This is a genomic window from Mucilaginibacter sp. P1_A3 (assembly GCF_056406855.1).
Genome location: NZ_JBFTZJ010000012.1, coordinates 95,942 through 120,383, shown reverse-complemented (window position 1 = coordinate 120,383; position 24,442 = coordinate 95,942). Strand labels below are relative to the sequence as shown.

General features: G+C 42.3%; 18 protein-coding genes. 11 read left to right on the top strand and 7 right to left on the bottom strand.

The window, feature by feature from the left end; genetic code table 11:
* Nucleotides 1-106: 106 nt before the first annotated feature.
* From fucP to AC1D0K_RS24540, 5 genes are all read left to right on the top strand, one after another.
* Entirely contained in the window at nucleotides 107-1,339 is a 1,233-nt protein-coding gene (gene fucP / locus AC1D0K_RS24560; protein ID WP_477391396.1) for an L-fucose:H+ symporter permease, read from the top strand.
* 142 nt (nucleotides 1,340-1,481) lie between these two features.
* A complete protein-coding gene (locus tag AC1D0K_RS24555; protein ID WP_477391395.1) occupies nucleotides 1,482-2,507 on the top strand; it encodes a LacI family DNA-binding transcriptional regulator in 1,026 nt (341 codons plus the stop codon).
* Between the two features lie 224 nt (nucleotides 2,508-2,731).
* Nucleotides 2,732-5,089 (top strand): alpha-L-rhamnosidase-related protein, encoded by a 2,358-nt coding sequence (locus AC1D0K_RS24550; protein ID WP_477391394.1) that lies wholly within the window; start codon nucleotides 2,732-2,734, stop codon nucleotides 5,087-5,089.
* A 138-nt stretch (nucleotides 5,090-5,227) separates the two neighbouring features.
* A complete protein-coding gene (locus AC1D0K_RS24545) occupies nucleotides 5,228-6,274 on the top strand; it encodes an SDR family oxidoreductase (RefSeq protein ID WP_477391393.1) in 1,047 nt (348 codons plus the stop codon).
* Nucleotides 6,271-7,074, top strand: coding sequence for a helix-turn-helix domain-containing protein (locus AC1D0K_RS24540; protein ID WP_477391392.1), 804 nt, complete (start codon nucleotides 6,271-6,273; stop codon nucleotides 7,072-7,074). The genes AC1D0K_RS24545 and AC1D0K_RS24540 overlap by 4 nt, the downstream gene beginning before the upstream one ends.
* A 46-nt stretch (nucleotides 7,075-7,120) precedes the next feature.
* Here the strand turns inward: AC1D0K_RS24540 and AC1D0K_RS24535 are convergent, their stop codons facing one another.
* The 3 genes from AC1D0K_RS24535 to AC1D0K_RS24525 all read right to left on the bottom strand — a co-directional run bounded on the left by AC1D0K_RS24535 (nucleotide 7,121) and on the right by AC1D0K_RS24525 (nucleotide 10,551).
* A complete protein-coding gene (locus AC1D0K_RS24535) occupies nucleotides 7,121-8,110 on the bottom strand; it encodes an aldo/keto reductase (RefSeq protein ID WP_477391391.1) in 990 nt (329 codons plus the stop codon).
* Between the two features lie 64 nt (nucleotides 8,111-8,174).
* A complete protein-coding gene (locus tag AC1D0K_RS24530) occupies nucleotides 8,175-9,035 on the bottom strand; it encodes an AraC family transcriptional regulator (RefSeq protein WP_477391390.1) in 861 nt (286 codons plus the stop codon).
* Between the two features lie 418 nt (nucleotides 9,036-9,453).
* Nucleotides 9,454-10,551: a WD40/YVTN/BNR-like repeat-containing protein gene (locus tag AC1D0K_RS24525; RefSeq protein WP_477391389.1), complete on the bottom strand. Its 1,098-nt coding sequence runs from the start codon at nucleotides 10,549-10,551 to the stop codon at nucleotides 9,454-9,456.
* Between the two features lie 240 nt (nucleotides 10,552-10,791).
* On the opposite strand from AC1D0K_RS24525, the gene AC1D0K_RS24520 reads away from it, so the two are divergent.
* Entirely contained in the window at nucleotides 10,792-11,682 is an 891-nt protein-coding gene (locus AC1D0K_RS24520) for a winged helix-turn-helix domain-containing protein (RefSeq protein WP_477391388.1), read from the top strand.
* A 526-nt stretch (nucleotides 11,683-12,208) separates the two neighbouring features.
* On the opposite strand, the gene AC1D0K_RS24515 is transcribed toward AC1D0K_RS24520, so the two are convergent.
* The 3 genes from AC1D0K_RS24515 to AC1D0K_RS24505 form a co-directional block, all read right to left on the bottom strand.
* A complete protein-coding gene (locus tag AC1D0K_RS24515) occupies nucleotides 12,209-13,660 on the bottom strand; it encodes a PQQ-dependent sugar dehydrogenase (protein WP_477391387.1) in 1,452 nt (483 codons plus the stop codon).
* Nucleotides 13,661-13,960: 300 nt separating this feature from the next.
* On the bottom strand, nucleotides 13,961-14,905 hold the full coding sequence (locus tag AC1D0K_RS24510; protein ID WP_477441476.1) for a hypothetical protein: 945 nt from the start codon (nucleotides 14,903-14,905) through the stop codon (nucleotides 13,961-13,963).
* Between the two features lie 562 nt (nucleotides 14,906-15,467).
* Entirely contained in the window at nucleotides 15,468-15,698 is a 231-nt protein-coding gene (locus AC1D0K_RS24505) for a hypothetical protein (protein ID WP_477391385.1), read from the bottom strand.
* 215 nt (nucleotides 15,699-15,913) lie between these two features.
* On the opposite strand from AC1D0K_RS24505, the gene AC1D0K_RS24500 reads away from it, so the two are divergent.
* The 4 genes from AC1D0K_RS24500 (at nucleotide 15,914) to AC1D0K_RS24485 (ending at nucleotide 20,533) form a co-directional block, all read left to right on the top strand.
* On the top strand, nucleotides 15,914-17,584 hold the full coding sequence (locus tag AC1D0K_RS24500) for an ATP-binding protein (protein WP_477391384.1): 1,671 nt from the start codon (nucleotides 15,914-15,916) through the stop codon (nucleotides 17,582-17,584).
* A gap of 11 nt (nucleotides 17,585-17,595) precedes the next feature.
* Nucleotides 17,596-18,261 (top strand): response regulator, encoded by a 666-nt coding sequence (locus AC1D0K_RS24495; protein WP_477391383.1) that lies wholly within the window; start codon nucleotides 17,596-17,598, stop codon nucleotides 18,259-18,261.
* A 261-nt stretch (nucleotides 18,262-18,522) separates the two neighbouring features.
* Nucleotides 18,523-18,822: a DUF3892 domain-containing protein gene (locus tag AC1D0K_RS24490; RefSeq protein WP_295715218.1), complete on the top strand. Its 300-nt coding sequence runs from the start codon at nucleotides 18,523-18,525 to the stop codon at nucleotides 18,820-18,822.
* A gap of 985 nt (nucleotides 18,823-19,807) precedes the next feature.
* Nucleotides 19,808-20,533 (top strand): PAS domain-containing protein, encoded by a 726-nt coding sequence (locus tag AC1D0K_RS24485; protein ID WP_477391382.1) that lies wholly within the window; start codon nucleotides 19,808-19,810, stop codon nucleotides 20,531-20,533.
* A gap of 235 nt (nucleotides 20,534-20,768) precedes the next feature.
* Here the strand turns inward: AC1D0K_RS24485 and AC1D0K_RS24480 are convergent, their stop codons facing one another.
* On the bottom strand, nucleotides 20,769-23,330 hold the full coding sequence (locus tag AC1D0K_RS24480; RefSeq protein WP_477391381.1) for a tetratricopeptide repeat-containing sensor histidine kinase: 2,562 nt from the start codon (nucleotides 23,328-23,330) through the stop codon (nucleotides 20,769-20,771).
* Nucleotides 23,331-23,583: 253 nt separating this feature from the next.
* On the opposite strand from AC1D0K_RS24480, the gene AC1D0K_RS24475 reads away from it, so the two are divergent.
* The gene (locus AC1D0K_RS24475) at nucleotides 23,584-24,222 is read left to right on the top strand and encodes a hypothetical protein (RefSeq protein ID WP_477391380.1); all 639 of its coding nucleotides are present in this window, start codon (nucleotides 23,584-23,586) and stop codon (nucleotides 24,220-24,222) included.
* Nucleotides 24,223-24,442 lie beyond the last annotated feature (220 nt).

Here is a 24,442-nt window from a genome sequence, read left to right as displayed (position 1 = left end):
CGTTCATGAAATCCGTGACCAAAAATAAATCGATTTACTGCTGTGTATTTACAAAGATTTCGATTAATTTACCGCCACCAATAGAAAAACTGATTAAACCTATATAATGAGCACCCTGCCAAAATTCACCGAACGCAAGTACCTTGTGGTATTGATATTTGTAACCTCCCTATTTTTAATGTGGGGTGTATCCATGACGCTTGGCGACACCTTGAATAAACATTTTCAAAATGTATTGCACGTATCCAAATTACGGTCGGCATATGTGCAATTATCCATATTCGGGGCGTATTTTTTTATGGGGATACCTGCCGGGTTATTCATGAAAAAGTTTGGTTATAAAAATGGCGTTTTAATGGGTTTAGTGCTTTATGCCGCGGGAGCTTTCTTGTTTGTCCCGGCGGCCGATGCTGAATCATTTACCTTTTTCAGGGTCGCTTTGTTTATATTGGCTTGCGGTATGGCTACTTTAGAAACCGTGGCGCATCCTTTTGTGGCCGCTCTTGGCGACCAGCGAACAAGCGATCAGCGCATTAATTTTGCCCAGGCTTTTAATGGTGTAGGTGGGGTAGTTGGCCCGCTTTTGGGGAGTGTTATATTGCAAAAGGGTTTGGAGCATTCCAATGACCTGGTGTCTGTAAAACATCTTTATGTCGTTATCGGTTGTGTTGTTGGGGCGGTAGCGCTCTTTTTTTCTTTTGTCAAAGTCCCGCCGATAACAGATCCACATGTCATTGCGGATGATGCTTATGCTGTTGCCGGGGCCGAAGAGGCAGATATTAAGTTGTTTAAGCAAAAGCATTTTCTTTTTGCTGTGATAGCGCAACTTTTCAACGTTGCCGCACAGGGGGGAACCTGGGCTTTTTTTATTAACTATGGTGCTGCTGTAATGCATTTTTCCGATTCAAAGTCGGCATTGTTTTTCTCTGGGAGTATGGTAATGATGATGATTGGTCGCTTTGCAGGCACGGCTTTAATGCGCTTTATTAAGCCCTACAAGCTATTAGCGACATTTGCAGCGTGCAATGTTATCATGTGTATTATTGTGGCGCAGGGTTTTGGCTGGCCGTCGTTCATCGCGTTGCTGTTTATCAACTTCTTCTTTAGTATTATGTTCCCAACCATATTTAGTTTGGGGCTTAAAGATCTGGGCGCTAAAACACAGCAGGGATCATCTTTTATTGTAATGGGTGTTGTTGGCGGTGGTTTGTTTCCATTGGCGATGGGCCTTATTGCCAACCACAACGTGGCAACAGCTTATTATTTGCCTATTATTTGTTACCTGGTTATATTTGCCTTCGGGTTTAGCTACCCACGGCTGAACAAGCGGGCGGCATAACAGCAAAATATTATTATGGTAGTATTTTATCAAATTATTGTTTAGTTAATCGATTTACCAATAAAATAAATCGATTAACTATTAATGTTATAAATACAATCAACTATATTGCCCTTATATTTGAAATAACTAATATAAACGGGTGAAGAAGAAATTATCTATTGTTGATATCGCAAATGCGTTAAACGTATCAAAGACTACGATATCGTTTATTTTAAATGGCCGCGCCCAGGAAAAGCGCATCGGTGCCGAACTGGTTGAAAAGGTAATGAAATACGTGGCCGAAGTAGGGTATAAGGCAAACTCGCTGGCCAAAAGTTTACGCACGGGTAAATCAAATACCATTGGATTGATGGTGGAGGATATCTCTAACCCATTCTTTGCAAGCATAGCACGCTTAATTGAAGATCGTGCTTATAAAAATGGCTACAAGATTATTTATTGCAGTACTGATAACGATACCCAGAAAACCCAGGACCTGATCAATATGTTTCGTGACAGGCATGTGGATGGTTACATTATAGCCCCTCCCGAAGGTATTGAGGAAGATATCGAATCGCTGATTAAAGATGGCATGCCCGTGGTGTTGTTTGACAGGCACCTGCCCAACGTAAGTACCGATTTTATAGAGGTAGATAATCTATTTAGTACTTATAATGCCACCAGGCACCTCATAGATCAGGGCTTTAAAAATATTGCGTTTGTAACCTTTGCCTCGCACCAAACCCAAATGGTGGATAGGGTGAAAGGCTATCAGGATGCTATTAATGGCGGAGGCCTGGAAGCAACTGTTAAAGAGATTGTTTTTAACCAGGACGAAGCACTTATCATGAATCCGCTGCGTGATTTTATGAAAGCAAACCCTCAGCTTGATGCCATCCTTTTTGGCACCAACCACATTGGTACCTGCGGGCTAAAGATAATGCAGGAGCTGGGTAAAAAAGCACCGACTGATATCGCTGTTATTTCCTTTGATGATTACGATGTTTTTGAGCTTCATTCGCCCCCGGTAACAGCTATATCGCAGCCGGTTGAGGAAATAGCCGATAATGTGATCAGTGTTTTGTTAGAGAAACTGAACGATAGCTCATCATCCACCAAGCCGCAATCAATTATTTTGAAAACCGATTTGAAGATCAGGAACTCGTCATTAAAAGGCGTCTCGTAAATTTTCACGATTATCTTCAAATCAGGTTAAAATAATACCAAAATTGTAAGTTTTATCCTGTATCCAAATTAACTTTTTATAATTTTTTTCTGTACCTGATGATGATTAAAACCATTATCAGGTATTTGTTTTTTTTGCAAAAGGAATAATTACATGCTAAAACGATTTATTTTGGTTTTAAGCTAATAAAGTTATATTATTGCCTTACCAATAACATAACCACAATGAAACTTTTCTATTTTACTTTATTAATCGTCATGACTTTGTCGCCGGCAAAATATGCCTGTGCGCAATCTTCAGTTCCTAATGTTGCCCCGAGGCAATGGAATGCGCATTGGATAGCTGCACCCGGCGATAATGGAATTAGTTATGGCGTTTTTTATTTTAGAAAAGATATTGATCTTGCCATTAAACCTGCAACTTTTATGGTGCATGTATCGGCAGATAACCGTTATAAATTATATGTTAACGGCAAGCTGGTATCATTGGGCCCGGCGAGGGGCGATACCTATTATTGGAATTACGAAACGGTTGACCTGGCTCCATATCTATCTGCAGGGAAAAATACGGTAGCTGCCCTTGTTTGGAATGAGGCTCAATACAGTCCCGCAGCGCAAATCAGTGTACGCACAGGTTTTATTTTACAGGGTAATTCGGCAACAGAAGAAATATTGAACACCAACACTACCTGGAAGTGCATTCGCGATAACGGGCATCAGCCTATACCGGGCTACTTTTTTGCTGCCAGCAAAGGCGAAATGGTAGATATGCGCCAGGCAGTTAAAGGCGATTGGACAGCTGTGGGCTATGACGATAGTGCCTGGTTCGGGGCAGATAAATTGTCTGAAGGGAAACTTAAAGGCACGGCCTGGGGTATAGATTGGGCGTTGGTGCCTTCATCACTGCCCCCAAGGGAAATGTCCTATCAGCGCCTTTTAAAATTGCGAAGTGCGGTTGGTATAAGCGTTCCCTCAACGTTCCCTGAAACGAAGACCCAGGTAACTATCCCTGCAAATACTACAGTGTCTTTATTGCTTGATCAAACCTTTGAAACAAACGCTTATGTAACTTTAAATTTTAGCGGTGGCAAAGATGCGGGAATATCGCTTGGCTACGCCGAATCGCTTTATGCAAAAGGCAGCAAGGGTGTTATTAAGGGTAACCGGAATGAGGTAGAGGGAAAGGAGTTTGTAGGGAGGATAGACAGCGTGATAGCAGATGGGAGCCAGGGGCGGTCATTTACAACGCTCAACTTCCGCACTTATCGTTATATCAGGCTGATTGTAAAAACCAAAAATGAGCCGCTGGTTATCGATGACCTCTATGGCACTTTTACGGGTTATCCTTTTAAACGTACCGCGATATTTAATACAGATAATACCGAAATTAAACAGATGTTGGATATAGGCTGGCGTACAATAAGACTTAACGCATGGGAAACTTATACGGACTGCCCCTATTATGAGCAGTTGCAATACATTGGCGATACCCGCATACAGGCTATGATATCATACTACAATACCAGTGATGACCGGTTGGCACGTAATGCGCTCAACCAGATGGATCATTCGCGCTTACCCGAAGGCGTAACCAGTAGCTGCTACCCCTCAAAAGGCACACAGGTTATATCAACATTCTCGTTATGGTATATCTGTATGTTGCATGATTACTGGATGTATCGTGGCGATAACGATTTTATTAAAAATAAACTGCTTGGCGAAAGAGGCGTGCTGGATTTTTTTAGCAAATATCAACAGGCCGATGGCTCTTTAAAAGACACCCCATACTGGGCCTTTGTTGACTGGGCAGGCAACATGTGGGGCGAGGTTAAGGGCAGCGACGGCAGCGCGGCTATTTATGATCTGCAGCTGCTATGGGCATACCAATGGGCAGCAGAAATGGAAGCCAAAATAGGTTTAAAGGATTACGCTACACTATATAATAAAAAAGCCGCACAGCTAAAAGCTACTATTCAGCGCAAGTATTGGGATCCGGTTAAAAAAATGTATGCCGATACTAAGGAAAAAAATGGGTTTTCACAGCATGTTAATTCTTTGGCGATACTTACCGGTATGGTGAGCAATACTGACATGCCTGCTGTGGCTAGGGAGTTGCTTAATGATAAAAGTTTAACCCAATGCTCAGTTTACTTTAAATATTACCTGAACCAGGCACTGGTAAAAGCAGGTCTGGGTAATGATTATATGAACTGGCTGGGCATATGGCGGGAGAATATACAAATGGGCTTAACCACCTGGGCCGAGTATTCTGACGTTAACACTTCCCGTTCTGACAGCCATGCCTGGGGAGCCAGCCCTAACATTGAGTTTTTTAGAACGGTTTTAGGTATTGACAGCTATGCGCCTGGCTTTGGTAAAATAAAAATAGAACCCCATTTGGGAACATTAACTACCATTAGCGGCGAAATACCTCATCCAAATGGCAAGGTGACTGCTGGTTATAAATTTGAAAAAGGCCGTTGGCTAATAAATATCGATTTACCTAAGGCAACCACCGGTATACTGGTGTGGAAGGCCAAACAATATTTGCTGAAAGCCGGGAATAATTCTTTTGTGATTTAGCGGAAAGTTGAATTGGGTAAACTCCGTTCAAAACAAGTCTCATCAATAAGCTGGATGCAATGGGCTGATAAAATTGGACCTTTCAACAAAACTTGCCGCTAATTTTAGACCGATCTTTGTATTGTTAAATACAATTACATGGAAAATTCTGAAAAAAATACCTGGGTATTAGTCACCGGCGGCACAGGTTTCGTCGGTGTACATGCTATTCTTCAACTTTTGAAAAAAAAATATAAAGTAAAAACTACCCTTCGTTCACTAAGCAGAAAGGACGAAGTTATCAGCATGCTTCAAAACGGAGGAATAACTACTTTTGAAAACCTGCAGTTCATAGAAGCTGAGTTGACTAAAGATGCTAACTGGGACGAAGCTGTAAAGGATTGTACCTATGTATTGCACATTGCTTCACCGATCTTTTTAGCCTTGCCGAAAGACGAAAACGAAATGATCCGGCCCGCGGTTGACGGAACCATGCGTGTGTTAAAAGCAGCAAGAGACGCAGGCGTAAAACGCGTGGTCATGACCTCTAATTTCGGTGCGGTGGGTTATAGCCATAAAGACCCACATACCCCGATCACCGAGGAAGACTGGACCAATCCGGAAGAAAAAGGGCTATCATCCTACAACAAATCTAAAGTAATGGCTGAACGGGCGGCATGGGATTTTATGCAGCGGGAAGGTGGCAATTTGGAATTAAGCGTGATCAATCCGGTCGGTATTTTCGGACCGTCATTAGGTCCGGATATCTCCAGCGGTTTCGAACTTGTGAAAAATTTGCTGGACGGTACGATGAAAGCGATTCCCAATCTAACATTGAATATCATCGATGTGCGGGATGTGGCTGACCTGCATATCCGGGCTATGACAAGCCCCGCAGCAAACGGACAGCGTTTCCTGGCCCTTGCAGGAGGCAAAATTTCGTTGCCTGAAATTGCCAAATTGTTGAAAGAGAAAATGCCGGCAGTATCGCAAAAAATATCAGGGAAAATATTACCCGACTGGCTGGTTCGTTTATTAGCCTTATTTAGCCCCAAAGCCAAAGCTATAGCCTCGATGTTGCAGGCGAGCCGTAATGTAAGCAATGAAAAGGCCAGGAAAGAATTGGGTTGGGAACCTATTGCGACTAATACGAAAGCCATATTGCTTAGTGTGGAGAGTATGCTTAGATTCGGTACTATCAAATGATGAGGACAAGCGAGATCAAATCATGCTATATTGGACCGGAGATTTCACCCGAACAATTCATCGCGGAACATTTCTTTTTGTATATAGCTAAAGGACGGATACATGGCTATGACGGGCATCGGTCATCCACTTTAAGTGCGGGTGAATATTGCCTCGTCCGCAAAAACCACCTGGCCCGGTACAACAAGGAAAGGGTGAACGGCGAATTTGAGAAAGTTGTCATCATACTGGATGAAGCTTTTCTTAAAAAGGTACAGGACAAACATTTTCCGGATAGTTTAGCATCCAAACCAGAATCTGCATTTATTCGGTTGAAGCATGATGAACGCATACCTGATCTGATCAATTCGCTGATGCCTTATTACGACCGTTTCGGAAAAATTGACCAGCAGGTGGCCGATATAAAACGGAAGGAATTGCTGGATATCTTATTAACCATATGCCCCGACTTCGTCAATGTGTTTTTTGATTTTGGAAAACCTGAAAAGATCGACCTCGAAGCCTTTATGAACCGCAATTATAAATTCAATGCCAGCATCGAGCGCTTTGCGTATATGACCGGGCGCAGCCGGTCCGCTTTCAAACGCGATTTCAAACAATTGTTTAATGATACCCCCAACCGTTGGCTGACCCGGAAACGACTGAAAGAGGCATATTTTTTAATTACTAAAAAGCAGCAGAAACCTTCCGCAATTTACCTGGATCTTGGCTTTGAAAACCTGTCGCATTTTTCGTTCGCCTTTAAGAAGGCCTTTGGGCAAACCGCGACCCAGTTGCAGGAAGCGATCTACCACCGATGATTTTTCTGCCAGGCCTAAATGAATATAAAAATCAGAAAATGATCCTTTATTTGTTTAAGGCATTCAAAAACCTTTCCGGGTATCGGGTACCTGAAACAATTCCGGCAGGCATAATTGCTTCAATGCTTTGTAGGTCGTCGCTTGTGAGCCTGACGTTTTCGGACGCAATGTTTTCTTCCAGGTATTTTATGCGTTTGGTGCCCGGTATGGTTATAATATCTTCGCCCTGTGCCAGTACCCAAGCGATGGCTAACTGGGATGGGGTGCAGCCTTTTTCGTCAGCAAGCGTTTTGATTTTTTCTACCAGCTGTAAATTTTTGTAAAAATTATCGCCCTGGTAACGGGGCATGTGCATGCGGCTATCTTTAAGATCTTCGGGCGTTTTGAATTCTCCACTCAAAAAACCACGGCTCAAAGGAGCATAGGCAACCAGCCCAATACCCAGTTCGCGGATTGTCGGGAGGACTTCAGCTTCAATATCCCGGCTCCACAAAGAGTATTCGATTTGCAAAGCCGTTATTGGATGGACGGCAGCCGCCTTCCTTACACTCTCTGCCGAAGCTTCAGACAAGCCAATGTAACGAATGACGCCTTTCTGAACAAGATCGGATAGCGCTCCGATAGTTTCTTCTATGGGCACCTTTGGATCTACCCGGGCAGGTGTATAAAGGTCAATATAATCCGTTTTAAGGCGGCGAAGACTGTAAAGAACAGCATTTCGTAAGTAATCAGGATGGCCATTTACGGGCCCGGGCCCCATAGATCCGTTAGGTCCGGGGGCTACCAGCTGGCCGGTTTTTACAGAAAGAAATGCTTTGTCACGTTTGCCTTTGATGGCCTGGGAAATCAACTCTTCATTATGTCCTGTGAGGTAATAATCGGCGGTGTCTAAAAAGTTGTGTCCAAGTTCCAGGGCTTTTTCTATAGTGGCGATGGCGTCTGTATCATTGCTTTGTCCGTATGCTCCGGACATTCCCATACATCCTAAACCTACTGCTGATACCAGTGGTCCATTTGTTCCCAATTTTCTGTTCATGGATTGATATTTTATTTCGAACAAAGGTCAGGAGAACAACGGCAAAGGGCCCGGACAAAACGAATTACTTCCCTGACAAATCCTGAACGAACATAGCTATTGTTTTGCCGGTTGTTTTTTTAAATAAACGGGCGAAGTAGTCCGGATCGTTGAAACCGAGTTCAAAGGCCAGTTCCTTGATTGAGGAGCTTTCAGCATAGTAAAGACGCCGTTTGGCCTCCAGTATTAATCGATTAGTGATAAATGCTTTGGGAGAAAGGCCGGAGTGGCGCTTAACGATCTGGTATAAACCGTTGGTGTTAACGGCGAGTTCTTCAGCGATAGCTGCGACTGCCGGCTGACTGGTAAGATTGTTTTCTACAAAGAGTTTGAAACGGATGTATTTCGAGAGTTTGTCGTCTGCAGGGTTTTTGTCTGCTGCAAAATAAGCCATATTGATCTCAGTCAACAGGCTATTGAGGTGCGCCAGGATTAGCTCAGGATCAGTGTCCATTTCGCTTAATAACTCGCGCAGGATGTCGAAAATAGCGCTCAATCTTACAGCGGCGGCTGGGTTAAACCCGATTTTTTGCCTGTTAAATGGGTTGATAAGAAAGGGATATTGTTTTGGCAACAGGGAAAGGCAGTGTTCATCAAAACCGAGTTTAAAATAGTCTTTGCCATGGCTTTCGGCCGGCAGCTGGTGCATTTGGTGTGGCAGAATGAAAAGCAGTTCGTTGCTTCCAACCTCAAATTGCTGAAGGTCGACACTGTGTTGGGTATGGCCATCCAGTATAAAAAGAAAGAAGTAATACGTTTTGCGGTGGGTAAGACCGAATGGAGCGGCGATCTCAGGAGAAAGATGGCCGAAGGAGGGAGAAACCAGGCGAATCGAAAGTTTTTTATTTTGTTTAAATGGGTCCAGATTGAATTCGCCGTTTTGCATATAGTAAATGTAAACAAGCCGATGTGTATTTGTTTTTCTAATGCAAAACAAATACTTATTTCATTATCCCCCAACTTTTCGGCCTAATCCTAATCTGTTTTCAAATCACTGCAATAATGAGATCGGTAAATAATAATAGAGCGAGCTTTATAAAATAGTGTATGCAAATACGTATGTGATGTAAAAAGAAAAGCTGTAAGTAGTAAACTTACAGCCTTATAGTACGTCGTGCTGTACTCATGACGATGCAGATTTCCAAACACTTTATTGAGGATTTAGAAATTTTAATGCGTTTAATTGTTTAAAACGGTAATTTTGAATAAGCCGACGGGAAGAATATCCAAACGTTTATTGAATATAAAACTGATATCGCGGACGGCCCTTTTTTATGAATTGTATTACAGGGCTTTGGAATTTTTCAACACCCTTTATTTGGTAGGGCATAAATCACGTTGCCTGAAACAGATAAATCGAAGCCTCTATTTTCTATAGAAGGAAGTAACAGTTTCCATGTTTTGCCCATATCAGATGACCGGAATATACCATCTGAGCGACCACATATTAAATATTTACCCACTTGTTTGATTGATGAAATATTCGACGGAGATTGACGTCCGCCTATTAGGTTGATTAATGAACTATTCCAGGAAGGCTGAAGTCCTTCTCCTATGTCATTCCAGGTTTTTCCACTATCCAGTGAAATGTGTATTGTGTTGGTTTGGGTTACGATGTTGTAGGCTATAGCAGCAAATCCTCCATCAATACGTTCCACAGCGATACCAGCACCCCCTTCATTAATAACACGATCCCAGTTTTCACCATCATCGGTCGACCTTAATATTCCCGTTGTGCTGGCAGCCAGGAGTACACCGTTTGACTCTACCATTTTCATTACCCAGCCTCCAACATGCACATATTTCCAGGTTTTTCCACTGTTAGTGGATTTATAAAAGGCATTGTTGGAGCCGATGAAAACTGTGCCTCCCGTAGTTTCAAAAAAGCTGGATACTTGTTTCTCTTTATAATTCTTGTACATCCAATCTATCGTTCCGTTTAGGCGTACGGCTTGCTCTTGAAAGTTTGTGTACATGGGCGACCAATCACTATTTCCGTTTATTTTTTTTAAAAATTGTCCCCTGAAATTGTATGCAAATATCCCATTCCTGCCAGGGGCAATCTCACGCTGTTCACCAGTAAAAATCTCTTTTGTCCAAAAAGAAGTTGTGGAATTTGGTTCACTGTGATAAACCCTATTGCCAGCACGTAAATAGAGCCCACGGTCATTTGCAAATAAACCATGACTCCACACACCTGTTCTCTGCAAATTTTCAGGCAGCCCTTTGCTAATGTCCTCCCATGTTTGTCCGCCATCAGTGGATCTTAAAACGATGTTTTCAAGCCCTGATTTAGTCCCTTTTGTTGTTTTCTCCCCTGCTTCCTTTTCTTTTAGCACAAAAGAATTTAGCAGAAATAATACCAGGAGAATAGCCGGAACAAATACAAATAATCTTTTCATTTTTTTAAATTTAAAGTAAAACATATTGATTAGTAATTAGCGGAATTAGCAGGTCGGGCAATACACTTAAAATCTGCCCTCCTTTACTTTTAAAATCAAATAATCAGGCAGGACAAAACGTTTCTTTTATTTTTCATATTCTATCAAAATTGATTCAGCAAATCTACTTTGATGTTTTTCGGCTTGAAAGATGTGGATTGTAAATAAAAATGTAAACTTTGTAAATAAATTGCAAATATTATGTTTGATAGCCGAAATCTCCTCTCTGGGAAACGCAAGTACCTGTGCGGATTAATATTGCTCTCATTTATCTCTGTAATCTGCGCGGCTTTCAGTATGATCGGCAGTGACGACTTTAATATCGCGAGAAGGGAAGTTTTGCTCCGAAAGGTCGGCGATGAATTACTCCTACAGTCGGGCGACATTACATCAAGAGTGCTCCCGGTAAAGAAGATCGCAGAAAATGAATACCAGATCAGGTTTGAGAATGAGCTTACTTTTCAGCCGGACTCCCTGGTGAATACTACCCGGCGTTTGTTGGCCAAAGACCCGCTCGCATATGATTATGTTGTCAACGTTCTGAACTGTAGCAACGCCAGTGTTGCCTATGGATTTGCTATATCCGGAAGTAAAAAAGATGATATTGTAGCGTGTAAAGGAAGAAAGCAACCCAGAGCATGTTACATGATCAATATTAAATTCAAACCGGCGGGCATAAATACCGCAAAGAATGGATATCTTCTGGGCAGCCTGCCATTTTTAGCATTTGTTGGTTTTGTTTTGTTGAGATCTGTTAAGCCGCGGAGCGCCTTACCTAAAGGTCAGTTTACAACGTTACTCACTATAGGCTCAGTTTTGTTTGATTCGCAGAAACGGCAGTTGATAATAAATAAAAAGACCATAGACCTGACTGGAACTGAAACGCGTCTGCTGCTTATTTTCGCGATGTCTCCTAACCAGACAATAGAGAGAAGCCGGCTGCAAAAAGAGATCTGGGAAGATGAAGGGGTTATTGTGGGGCGCAGCCTGGATATGTTCATATCAAAACTTAGAAAAAAACTGGAACCTGATCCGAATATCAACATTGTTGTTATACGCGGCAAGGGGTATAAGCTTGAAGTTAGCGCTTAAGAAGAATATTAGAATTCAACTTGATCCCCCAATAAATACTTATTTCATTATTCCACAAATTCTCGGACTGATCCATAATCTATCAGATTAACAATTAGTTATCGTTTAAAAAAACGGGAAAGATTGCAAGCCATTGCGATCTTTCCCGTTTAGTACTCGTGACGATGCAGATTTCGAATCAATTTGTCAATGACCTGGAGTTGTTAGTGCGTAGGGTCTCGTCCGCTTTTGGCTGCTTAAAAATTTATTAACATTACTTATTCTGTTTTAATAAATCAATTGTGATTGCTTTCGTCTTGAATAGGGAAACTCAAAGAATTTTCTATATTTCAACCAGCTTTTCCTCTTTTTGCAAGTCTTCCTTTTTTTGTTAGTATTTAGCTTCAAACCTGAACAACGCCCTGTTTTTTCTGTCTTCTGTTCTTCCAGTTTTTGACTAGCGGTTTAGTGAATAAACCGCATGCAGATGCATGTTTTCTGGTGAACGCAATCGAAATCAAGGTTTAAGTGCCTGAATTGCAAGTTATCAATGACTGGTCTTTTTAATTGAGTGTTTACGGTTATGCGCGTAAATATATGCGGTCAACTTCGAAATATCTGCTTTACTGATGGCGCCATTCCATGACGGCATACCTTTGTTCATAATGCCGTTGGTAATGTTGCGGTTAATGGACGCTTTATCTGCCCCATGAAGGAATTTGCCTGCGGCGAGGTTTGGCGTGCTGCCAATTTTGCCCTGTAACCTGTCTCCATGACAACTGGCACACAATTGTTGAAAGAGCGCGGCTCCTGTTCTTGCAGCTATTGGTTTGGTATTTTGCGGAGCAGTTGTCATGAGCTTTTGCCCCGCTATACCAGTATTTCTGCTTCCTGCAGGCCGCATACGTAATAACATATCGAAACCAGGCCTGTGCTTACCTTCAACCGGGTCTTCCTGTGAAGTGGAAAAATAGATATATCCGTCAGAACCGGTTGCAATCGATCTGATCCGGCCGTATGTGTTTTTCAGCAGCATCTCTTCACTGGCAACCGTATCGTGATGAAGTGTTACGCGCAATATACCCTCACCTCTCAGGCAGGCTATTAACAAATTGTTTTTTAATTGCGGAAAAGCACCTGCGGTATAAAACAAGGCTTCTCCTGGTGCTATCGAGGGTGTAAACTCTGCCAGCGGCGAATGCATACCCTCGCGCTTTTCCCGATGATGAATAATAGGCCAGCCGTAATTATCCCCCTTTTTATCAATGTTGATCTCATCGCCGCCAGTTGGGCCATGTTCGGTGTTAAACAGCGTGCCGGTGCCGGGTTCAAATACCAGTCCCTGTACATTACGGTGTCCATAGGTCCATATTTCTTTTTTTGCGGTATCATTTTTAAAGAAAGGATTATCTGTAGGAATAGTGCCGTCGTCGTTAATGCGCAACACCTTTCCGTTATAGTACTTCAAATCCTGCGCCCGTATGGGCTGGTCGGCATCGCCTGTAGTCACCCATAATTTATGGTCTGGACCAAAAACCAGCCGGCAGCCGGTATGATTTTGATTGGCAGGCAATCCGTCGATGATGATCTTTGGATTGATCAAGGTGTCATTCATGAACTCATATCTCACAACTTTTAGGTTCATGGCATCAGCAGTCCCATAGTCATGCGCCAGGTAAACAAAATGATTTTGGAGAAAGTTGGGGTGGATGGCCATTCCCAACATGCCGGTTTTATTGCGCAATGGTATATTGTGTACCACGAGGATCGGCTTATCCCTCAGTTTACCGTTGCGAAACAAACGCACCCGTCCAGGCCGCTCCGTAAACAGCAAAGATTTATCGGGTAAAAACACGATCTGCCATGGTACAACAAGATTTGACGCTAAAGTATCAATCACATAACCTTTATCGTCGCCTGCTTGATGACCGCTACGTTGACTGCAAATGAATAATACAGGGATGGCCAGCAGGCCTAATATCATTAGGGTCTTTTTCATAAACGGTAGTATTTGTCCTAAAGATAAGTGATTACCAATTATAGTAAAAACTGGCCAGGACCACGGTGGGGAATTTGTACTAAACCTGATATTGACCGAAGCTAAATATAAAATCAGAGGCAATATTTACTTATAAACCTAAAAAAAGTATCCAAATATCGCAGTATGTAGCCCTGGACAAGGCAGGGCACAAAAGCAATGCTTTTTATTTCCTGTCAAAACAGATTGTTACGAGTGATCGGTCAAACGAAATCGATCATTCGCCACTTAAACTCTTTACCGGATTTGCCAGCGCCGCTTTTAATGTCTGGAAGCTGATAGTATTGTTTTTTTACCAACAATATACTTTTCCCATATATAGTCAGTCAGTGGTTTCAGCTTCCTCTCGGTGTGCATCGGATGAAACCCATCGGCGGTGTAGAATTCTACCACATTATCTATTTTTGAATACCAGACACTTCCCAAAGATTTCCGGGTGATCGTGTCGGGTGTTGTAATCTTCCTGAAATGAGTGAGTCTAAGCGTGTCCAGGGCATATACCGGGACATCGCCTGCTTTTTGGTTACAGGAAACGGACTGATAATGGTCGCCGGTCCAGTACATACATTTCTCCTGCCCGGTCGGGTTAATTACCATGTAAACTCCTCCGCCTGCGATGGTCATCATGAGCAATAATATGATCGCGTTCCTGAGTTTGGGTACCGGTATTGTTTTGGCGTGCAACTTGTTGGCTTCGAATATTGGCTGTACGTCATCCGTTTCATACACCCCGAACATTTGAATGCCCTTTGGTTGTTCGGCGAAATTAAGTGGAACTGGTGTAACCGGTACCTGCTCTGGCTCGTTTTGTTCCGGGTCAGCTGTGTGTTTACCGTCGGTGTCCGCAAATCGATAGGAGAAATCCCACCTGTAGGGCCTTGCGTTAAAATCGATCAGCCAGGCCAGCAACTCAATATTTTTTTCATCTGTTTCAGCTGTATTACCCTTCAGGTAATTATCCAGGGGTTTAAACTTGTCTGCCTCGAATTTTCGTATCGTCCGCATGTACGCGGCTTCATTTTCCTGCGATCCAAAAAATATTTTGAGTATCTCCTCATCCTTTTGCCGATATCTTTCATTGAACACCGCCACACATTCTGCCCGCAGCTTAGCCGGAGTAGAGTGCAATAAATTCGGCGAAAGCTGATGGTCGGCTTTTCTTTTGTGATAGGTCAGCAGGACTTGTGATTGGTAATCAGTAAACATTCCAAAACAATTTAAGGTAAAGCTAACGGAATTCTCGGAATCCTCAAGGAATTTCCGGAATCCCGCCGGAATGATCGGAATTTCCGGAATCCCTTGCCGGTAAGCGATTTATGCCGCCCTACATTTGCTTCAGAAATCAGTAACAACCTGCATAGCTGGCAGGGTCTGGTGCACCAGGCAGGTTTCATTAAAAGCAGAGAAAGCGGATGCCGTCAGCCGGCTTGGGAAGCAGTTACCGGCCTCCGCGATCAATGCCCACACTTCCCAAAAAAGATAAGAAGCGCTTCTTACGCGGTTTGCAGTATGGCTCCCAAGTGGTTTGTCGGGCCGCTGCAGGATTTATTCACTCTTAAGTTTTTTGAAAATGTTTAACCTGTTTTTTACACTCTTTCTGGCTTTCGCATGCCCTGCACATAATCAAGGCCACCATAATAAAAATAACAGCGGTACAGTGACTACCGCCACCACGGATACCGGCGGCGATAACGGACATCTTCCGCCGCCCCCGGGCAGTTAAATTTCATAGACAGGCAGGCCCCGGCTTGCCTGCCTTTTTATTTGATCATCCGGTGAAAACGCATGTCGTAAAAGCCGATAGACTCGCGGAGCTGGTGCTTGATGTGATTGTCAATAATGCCGGATTTCCGATGGTGATTCCAATCTTAAAGGGCTCTTCGTTGATGATCTTTGCTTTCAGCCAGTTGTAGACATCCCGGAAACCTGCCGCCGCTTTGGCCTGCAGCAATTCGATCTTTTTGATTCCGTGCTCCGAGTATTTTTTCAGCGCTTGCACTACCAGGTTAGTCACCGTCAGCTAAATCTGTATACTCCCATTATTATTGATAATGCGCCTGGTAATAAATCCACTAACTGTAATGGTCTTTTGCACCTGCAATTTATTTCTTATCAGCGGCGGGACCAGCATAGTAAATTTTACCTTACTTTTTACTGGGCAACCCGGTTGGCGTTCCGGAACGCTTTTTATATTTTTAGCAGAAAATATCCCCCTTGAAAAAACTATTGGTTTTCGTTCCCCTTTGCCTGTTGATCTTGTTTTCCTGCCAGCATACAAAGCGACCGGTACAGAAGAGCAACTGGGGCGATTACAAGAAAGCCTATGCCTGGCTGTCCCGGCAAAATGATTCCGCGTTTTACTATTTTAATAAAATCGTTTCCAGTTCCAGGGACAGCCTGCAGATCGCCATGGCCTACAATAATATGGCCGTGATCCAGTCCGACGCCGGCGATGATTTCGGGGCCCAGGAAAGCCTGTCGCTATCCTTAAAATTTTTAGATGAAAAGGATGCCCGGGATCGCAGTTGCCTGGCTAACGATTATAATGAATTGGGGATGACCAGCTTTAACCTTAAAAATGAGGATGCCGCTATCGCTTTTTATGACCAGGCTATCCGGTTTACTGATGACAGCCTCCGGTTATCCATTATCCTGAACAATAAAGGCAATGCTTACCAGCAAAAGAAAGACTACCCGCATGCGCTGAAACTTTACAGCTCGGTAATCAGGCAGACAGGAACAAATGGTTCGGGTTATGCCCGGATATTAACCAATATGGCCACAACGAAATGGCTTGCTGATCCGGGGTATCATGCTGCTCCCGAATTATTAAAGGCCCTGAATATCCGGACGCAGGAAAAAGACCTCTGGGGACAAAATTCGAGTTTTGCCCACCTGGCCGATTATTATCTTCCTTCGCAGCCGGATTCTGCCCTGTTTTATGCCCGGGCCATGTTTGATGTTGCACGGCGTTTGAACAGCCCGGACGACCAGCTGGAAGCCCTGGAGAAATTGGTCCGGGTAGCTGCCCCAGCTGATGCCCGGCAATATTTTACACGTTACCAGCATCTCGGTGACAGCGTGCAGGCGGCACGCAAGGCGGCCAAAAACCAGTTCGCGCTCATTCGTTATGGCGTGGAAAAGAACAAAGCAGACAACCTCCGGTTGCAAAAAGACAATACCGAAAAAAAATACCAGCTTTTCAAACAGGGCGTGCTGCTGTATAGTTCCCTTTTTCTGCTGACAGCCGGATCTGTTTTTGCTGCCTGGTGGTACCGAAAACGAAAAAGGCGACTGGAGCGCCAAGCCCAGGAAAAGATCCGGGAAAACCAGCTCCGGACCTCCAAAAAAGTACATGACGTCGTCGCCAACGGCTTATACCGGATGATGTCGGAGATTGAAAATCAGGTCGATCTGGATAAAGAGCATTTACTGGACTGGATAGAGGAGATGTATGAAAAATCCCGGGATATCTCCTATGACGAACCCTGGCTCAGCGGACAGGACTTCCATACCCTGGTATCTGCTTTGCTCAGCTCCTTCGCCACAGACCAGGTCCGGGTGGCCCTGGTCGGAAACACCGAAGCGCTATGGAAAGCGGTCAGTGTGACTGTCCGGCAGGAATTATACTATATTCTGCAGGAGCTAATGGTGAATATGAAAAAACATAGCCGGGCAGCTAATGTTGCTATCCTGTTTGAAAGGCACGATCACCGGATCCGTATTCACTATGGTGATGACGGCGTCGGCATCCCCAAAAACGCGCCGCATAAAAATGGCCTGAACAATACGGGAAACCGTATAAAAGTGATCCGGGGCAGTATTATTTTTGACAACAACGCAGGTAAAGGGCTCGGCATTCAGATCGCCTTCCCGACTGCCTAACCAGCACCATTATGTTTAAAAACGTACTCATAGCAGAAGACCAGGAAAGCGCCAATATTTCAGTACAAAGAACCTTGAAGGACCTCGGTATCGTCGATGTAGACTATGCCTATTACTGTGATGACGCCCTCCTGCGCATCCAACAAGGCCTTCGGGATGAGCAGCCTTACGAGTTGCTGATTACCGATCTTTCTTTTGAGGACGATGGCCGGGAGCAAAAACTCGCTGGCGGGGCGGCCCTTATTGCCGCCGCCCGGCAGGTGCAGCCCGGCCTGAAAGTGATCGTGTTTTCAGCCGAGCATAAAACAGCCGTTATCGGAGACCTCGTGGAGGGCTGTCATATCAACGGTTACGTTCGCAAAGCCCGGCGTGATGCCCAGGAACTCAAAGCCGCCATCGAGAACATCTATAAAGACAAACAACATTTTCCCATAGAGTTCCGGCAGGCCATGAAACAAAAAAACGCACACGATTTTACCTCTTATGATATCCTGATCATTTCCCAGCTTTCCAAAGGCATGCACCAAAAAGATATCCCGGCCTATCTCCAGCAAAACCAGGTACGCCCGGCCAGCTTAAGCAGTATGGAAAAACGGCTAAACCAGATCAGGGAAACCCTCGGCTTTTTCAAGAACGAACAGCTGGTCGCCTATTGCAAAGACATGGGAATTATCTGATTGTTTGCGCTGCCCCAATACCGGTCGTTCCACGTTGCCAACAGCATATCTTACCCAGGTTTTATGCCGATTGGCATGGTTTGCATAATTTAGATAGCACGATAAATATAAGGAGCCGTTAAATACACTATTAAACTGTCAACATAATAAAGCGCTGATCTCCAGAAAAGAATAATTCCAGCCTTTACGGTTTCCCGTAAAAAATAAACTTTCCGACAGGATAACTTTGAGTTGTTAAACCAATGAGAGATTTATTAAAAAATGGCAAAGTTTAAAATTTCAGGAGTATGGAAAGATGCGAATGGTGTGATCACGCACTATGCAGTTCATGAAGTAATCGAACCAATTATTTACAGGGCAGAAAAAACAGACAAGACTATCGCCTTAAAATTACTCAGTAATCCGCTGAACGAAGCGGTAACCTGGATATGGGATTACCAAACCTGCTTTTGGCGGGATGGAGAGCAGGTAGAAGTGTTCAACAGGAAATATTTAAGATCAAACCCGGATAATAAGATGACCGACAATCTTGCTCACCTGATGAATTATGCCTGGTTATAACCCCATCATGAACGGAAGGACTTTTGCCATGTGAAGGACAGTATACCTCAAAACAGCCTTACTTGTGCTGATTTTGCTTGCCGGTATCAACTGCAAAAGACCAACAATAGTTTACATCTGTGATAGCAGGAACGCCAACACGTACCATTACAAATCAACCTGTCGCGGACTGAGTAATTGTACCGGCTGCACCATAAAAATAACGCTGGAGCGAGCAAAGAAAGAACAAAAAACTTTATGCGGGTGGGAAAAATAATCTTCTTGATAAACTGTTCTGATGATAAGTTCCTGGTGAAATATTATTTGTGGTCTGGTTGCCGTACTTATTTTCTTTGTTCCCATTTTAACATCGTCGTTGTTGATCGTTCCGAAAAAAAGCCCCAGCTGAATTCAAATAAGAGTAACGGCAATAATCAGACAGCTAAAGTGTATGGACATCTGTCAAATAGCGTTTGATTATCTATAAAATAATTCGTGATTTACGGTTTCCCGTATAAAAAACGCGGTGGTCTTGGCTACTTTTGAAAAGTCACAACGAGGGAAACTATGGAAAGATTTGCAAACAACAATGAATGCTTTGGAATTTCGAGTCTCTATGAAAAAAAAATTAACCTAAACCTTGCCCAATGATGAGTTGGCCTTATCGCAAATCATTTGGACCCGGAAAACACCGGGTCCATTTTTTTAATACCAACGCCGAATCTCCTGGTGGGGGTAAGGGGGAGTATAAATCGTCGCCCTTGGCAGACTATTTAATCTGTTCCGGGCATCATGAAATTAATCTGACTAATACTACACCCTAATAAAATATCACCATGGATTTTAAAGATCAAATATTACAATTAGTCGTACGCGTTGGAAAACTAGCGCCCCAGCTTAAAATATAAGGGTCACTAAAAAAGCACTCAACATGCCAGGATAGCAGATAATACACCATTAATCGTTAACTTTCGTCTGTTAATTTGCCTATCCTTATCTTCTTATCATGAATATTAAGCTCGCTCAACTCTGCAAACTTTTTGTAAAATATTTAAGCGTAGGAAGCTTATTACAAAACATAATATTTTATAGTTTAATACTCTTACTGATATTGATAAATATAATCTTAGTTAAAGGGAGGCGACGTATAGCTGAAAAAGAAATTCGAAATAACGGCAAGCTCAAGGAGGATGTTTTTTTTGATCAAATCAATAAGTTAGCACATGAAGGCCTACTCCAACGAAACATTGAATTAGAAGCAGAAGCTGCCGCTTTAAAAAACCAGGTGATGACATTAGGAGAGGAATTATTACTAATGCATATGAAATCGAATCGGCTTAGCGATCAATTATCAGATATATTGGATTGCCTGGATTTAAACATGTCCTATGACAACCAGTTATGGAATTGGTCGATCGATTTTTATAGCAATGAGCTTTTATTTTCTGATTATGGTTTGCGGATTCGTGGTTATCCCGAGAATACAAAACTCACATGGATGGAATCCCTGGATCTGGTTGATAATCAATACCGAAAGCAGGTGGAGGCAGCTATAGCCATTTCGCTAAAGACCGGAGCAGACTTCTCTATGACCTATAAAATTATACCTAAGGATGGAAAGCCGGAAAAATGGATCCGATCCTTCGGAAAGGTCACCTATGCTAGTGACGGTACTCCCATAAAACTGGAAGGCAAATTCACATTTACCTCCGCTGAACATAAGAAGATTTGATATTCAACGCAATTAAACAATGCTATCAGTAATATATAACTGAACTAACGCCGTTAGAAAGCTACCGAAGGAACAGCAAGTAAAGATACAAGGAAAAGGATATTGTCGGTTACTTCCTGTTTTATGCATGGGTACCAGTACGGGGGCTCTTGATAGGGGCTTCTACTGCTATATTGTACCTTCCGTTCTTTTTAATATTGTGCGCTGAGAAGCTTCAATTAAATGGACAGTGAATTTAATTTTTATCAGGAAATTCAATAGAGATAATAGTCCCGTTGTTACCACTAAACAGAAGAATACCGTTGATTTGTTTACTAAGGGCTTTGATCATTTCCATGCCCATCGTGTTTGCCTTTTTGGGGTCGAATAAATCCGGAAGACCTTTACCATTGTCTGCGACTGTTAACAACAGATTTTTTTCATCTTTTTTGCTAAGTTCAATTTTAATTTCACCGGGCTGTTCCGTAAAAGCATATTTGATGGAATTGGTTATCGTTTCATTCAAAATAAGGCCGATAGGGATCGCCTGAATAACATCCATGGAAATTGGATCAATGTCAAGTTCAAAACTGATCTGTCTTTTCCGAGTATCAAAGCAAGCTTTGAGATAACTGACCAGTTCACTGATATAAATATGCATTTCAATAGACGTTGTCATACTGGATCCATAAAGCTTCTGGTGAATTAATGCAATTGCCTGCACTCTGTTCTGGCTTTCACGCAGCGCATTAAATGTTGGCCCCTGGCTAAGAAAATTACTCTGTGTATTGAGCAGGCTGATGACGACCTGCAGATTGTTTTTTACACGATGGTGAACTTCCTTTAACAACCAATCCTTTTCGGTTATCAGCTTATCCTTATCATGGAGTAAATTCTGCAGCCAGATGTTTTTGTCATTTATTTCAGTTTGTTTACTTTCAAGCTGGTTTTGTTTAAACTGTAACATTAGGTTGGTGTGTTGCTTGTTCCTGTAACTGTAAAAGGTAATGCCTGCAATAACCATGAGCATTCCAATACCTCCAAAAGTAATATTCCGTTGCATATTTACTTTTTGGATTTCGGTTTGCTGGCTTTGACTCTTAATTTTTAAAAGTCTGATGGACTGGGCGTTTTGGGCACTCTCATATTTTAACTGTAATTCAGTTAACTGTTTACTTTTAGTGGCGTTAAATATGGAATCGTTTAAATTTTTATGTTTCTCAAAGTGGTTAATTGCAGATAAATAATTCCCGGACGCTGAATCGACCTTGAACAGCAAGAATTCAATATCTTTTATTCTTTTTACCGAGGGTAAATTTGGTGATAATGTCAACGACTGCTGCAGGTAAGGTTTTGCATCTTTATATCTTTTAAACGCTGTATAAAACCTGCCAATGTTATAATACGCTTCGCTGCCTGTAATTGTAAAATAGGCCTCACTTCCAGAAATTGAGCTATGATCACCTATTTCCTTTTTCAATTCTTTTTGCACAACCCGATCAAGACTAACCATCTGGAGATAGTATTTTTCAGCATTATAAAACTGATTCATAGCACTGTAGGCATCTCCGTATGCGCCGGCTAATAACTCTTTCTGTATCGTAAGAATTGGGGGGTGTTTAACTGTAAACTGTATTAAAAACTGCAAAGCGTTTTTGGCATCCCCGCTATTGATCTGTTCTCTCACCACTTCATAACAGAGCAGGAATATCCCAGGTTTATCGCTGGAAACTGCATAATTGAGCACTAACCTGTAGTAATACAGGCTTTTTTGAGGTAAACCTAATTCACTGTAAATATCGGCCAATGTTTCGTAGCCGTTCATTTTTCTGTCAAGTAATATCTCTGGAGTGTTTAGGGCTTCCAGGATATAAGAAAGCGCCTTATTGTAATCACCTTTAATCCGGGAAATATCTCCTGCTATCCGGTAAGTAGTAAATGAAGGACGGATATTGACCGATTTCAGGATAGCAAGCATTTTAAGTATTTGCCTTTCAGCGGTATCCAGGTTGTTATGGTTTTTGTTAAGAACAGCTATATCGCGTAAGGTGTAAGCAGCTTCTTTGTAAAGTTTAATTCGATAATATATCGAAAAGGCTGCCTGATGGCAAAATATTTTTTCTTTGTAAGTGCTGTCAGTTTCCGGCATGTACAAGCCTAACTCTGACCAGTAATGTGCTTCCATCTTTGCATTACCGGTAGTTTTATAGTCCGATATGATTTCGAAAATGGTTTTTTTCCCTTTATTAAAATCTCCCTGCGAGAAATAATATTTTCCTAAAAGCATTAATCCTTCATGTTTCCATTTTTCTGATTTGATATTTTTACTTAAGATAATCTCCTGAAAGATATAGGGCAACCCTTTTTCCTGCTGATAGATCGATTTGTGGTTGGAGAATACGAAATGTTCACCCATTACAAGCATTAGCCTGGCGCGTTCTTCACCACTTACGCTTGCTATCAAATTATCGGCCCCTGCGACGTTATTTTTCTCAGCCATTGCTTTACAGATCAGAAAAAGGGCCTCCTTTCTTGAAGCGCTCATATTTGCGGAAGGGCTTATGTCATAGGCCATTTGAGCATAATAAATGCTGCTGTCTTTAGCACCTACAGTGTTTTTATACCAGTAAATTCGGCTTAACTTAAGGCACAATTTAACCTTCTCGGTATCGGTCGTTGCGCGATCAAGGTTCTTAACATATTTATTTAATAATGTAACATCTTCAGCAGTGACTTCTAAGCCACCCAAAGTATTTTGCCCAAATACTTTAAAAGTTGAAAATAAACACAAAAAACAAATTAGAAACTTTGTTTTCACGGTGTAATTAATTTGATAACTGGTATTTAATTTACCCATAAATAAGCATCGGTCAAAATTTGATGAGTAATGCGGCTGGTCATCACATAGGAGCATAAGTGGTTTGTATCCTGGGACATCTTAATTGGAACAGGTTAATTAACCAAAACAGCTATTCCGACTAAACTAACAGCATTATTGACCTTTTTCGGTCCTGTAATCTGCTCATCTTTGCTATGTGATTTAATTTAAAGCTAAGGAAAAAAAGTTACGAATGAAATTGAATCACAAGGCCTTACAGTATTATTTACAAGTAAAATTAAATCAACAAAAAATGAAAACAACAATTCAATCAAATTCCTACTTAATTGAACATGATATTACCGTTGCAACCAATTTGCGAACCCTTTATTATCTCCGCAGTGCTTTTTCGGTAATTTGGGCGGTATTAATTTCAATTTTCACCAAAAATAACGCATCAGTAGCTATAGGCCTTTTAATCTTGTACCCGGCATGGGATGTTGTCGGCACGTTGATTGACATCAAAGTATCCGACAACGTAGAGAATAGCAAAACGCAGTATTTTAATGCTATAATCAGTGCTATAACCACAATAGCAGTTGCAATAGCACTACAAAACGGAGTCCCTGAGGCGCTGATTGTGTTCGGTGCCTGGGCGATATTGACAGGTCTCATACAGTTGATTATGGCAGTAAGGCGCAACAAGAAGGTTGCCGGCCAATGGCCGATGATAATTAGCGGCGGACAATCGATGATTGGTGGCAGCTCTTTTATTATTCTGGCACATATGCCGACAATGGGAATTGCAAGTTTGGCCGGATATGCGGCATTTGGCGCATTTTATTACTTATTATCTGCAATTCGTTTAAACAAAGTAAGGAGTAGGGGTTAATGCGAATCTGTTTTGCAGTCCATGCTTTTTCTGTTCGTCCGTTTTTAGGGAGTGAAAGCCGCAAAACAACATAAATTATCTCAGTTCTGTAAGATATTCGATAGTGCTACGAATTGCCATGTAAATTGGTTAAGGAACAAACGATAGGATGAATTAAAAGGCTCATAGGGCCATTGATAGCCAATGGTTAATTACAATAATTAAAATAATAATAAAACTT

Coding starts and splice junctions, on each gene's coding strand:
- AC1D0K_RS24535 (WP_477391391.1), bottom strand. CDS start 8,110: ATGAACAGAAAATTGGGAACAAATGGACCACTGGTATCAGCAGTAGGT.
- AC1D0K_RS24530 (WP_477391390.1), bottom strand. CDS start 9,035: ATGCAAAACGGCGAATTCAATCTGGACCCATTTAAACAAAATAAAAAA.
- AC1D0K_RS24485 (WP_477391382.1), top strand. CDS start 19,808: ATGAATATTAAGCTCGCTCAACTCTGCAAACTTTTTGTAAAATATTTA.
- AC1D0K_RS24545 (WP_477391393.1), top strand. CDS start 5,228: ATGGAAAATTCTGAAAAAAATACCTGGGTATTAGTCACCGGCGGCACA.
- AC1D0K_RS24540 (WP_477391392.1), top strand. CDS start 6,271: ATGATGAGGACAAGCGAGATCAAATCATGCTATATTGGACCGGAGATT.
- AC1D0K_RS24550 (WP_477391394.1), top strand. CDS start 2,732: ATGAAACTTTTCTATTTTACTTTATTAATCGTCATGACTTTGTCGCCG.
- AC1D0K_RS24520 (WP_477391388.1), top strand. CDS start 10,792: ATGTTTGATAGCCGAAATCTCCTCTCTGGGAAACGCAAGTACCTGTGC.
- AC1D0K_RS24475 (WP_477391380.1), top strand. CDS start 23,584: ATGAAATTGAATCACAAGGCCTTACAGTATTATTTACAAGTAAAATTA.
- AC1D0K_RS24490 (WP_295715218.1), top strand. CDS start 18,523: ATGGCAAAGTTTAAAATTTCAGGAGTATGGAAAGATGCGAATGGTGTG.
- AC1D0K_RS24515 (WP_477391387.1), bottom strand. CDS start 13,660: ATGAAAAAGACCCTAATGATATTAGGCCTGCTGGCCATCCCTGTATTA.
- AC1D0K_RS24525 (WP_477391389.1), bottom strand. CDS start 10,551: ATGAAAAGATTATTTGTATTTGTTCCGGCTATTCTCCTGGTATTATTT.
- AC1D0K_RS24495 (WP_477391383.1), top strand. CDS start 17,596: ATGTTTAAAAACGTACTCATAGCAGAAGACCAGGAAAGCGCCAATATT.
- AC1D0K_RS24510 (WP_477441476.1), bottom strand. CDS start 14,905: ATGTTTACTGATTACCAATCACAAGTCCTGCTGACCTATCACAAAAGA.
- fucP (WP_477391396.1), top strand. CDS start 107: ATGAGCACCCTGCCAAAATTCACCGAACGCAAGTACCTTGTGGTATTG.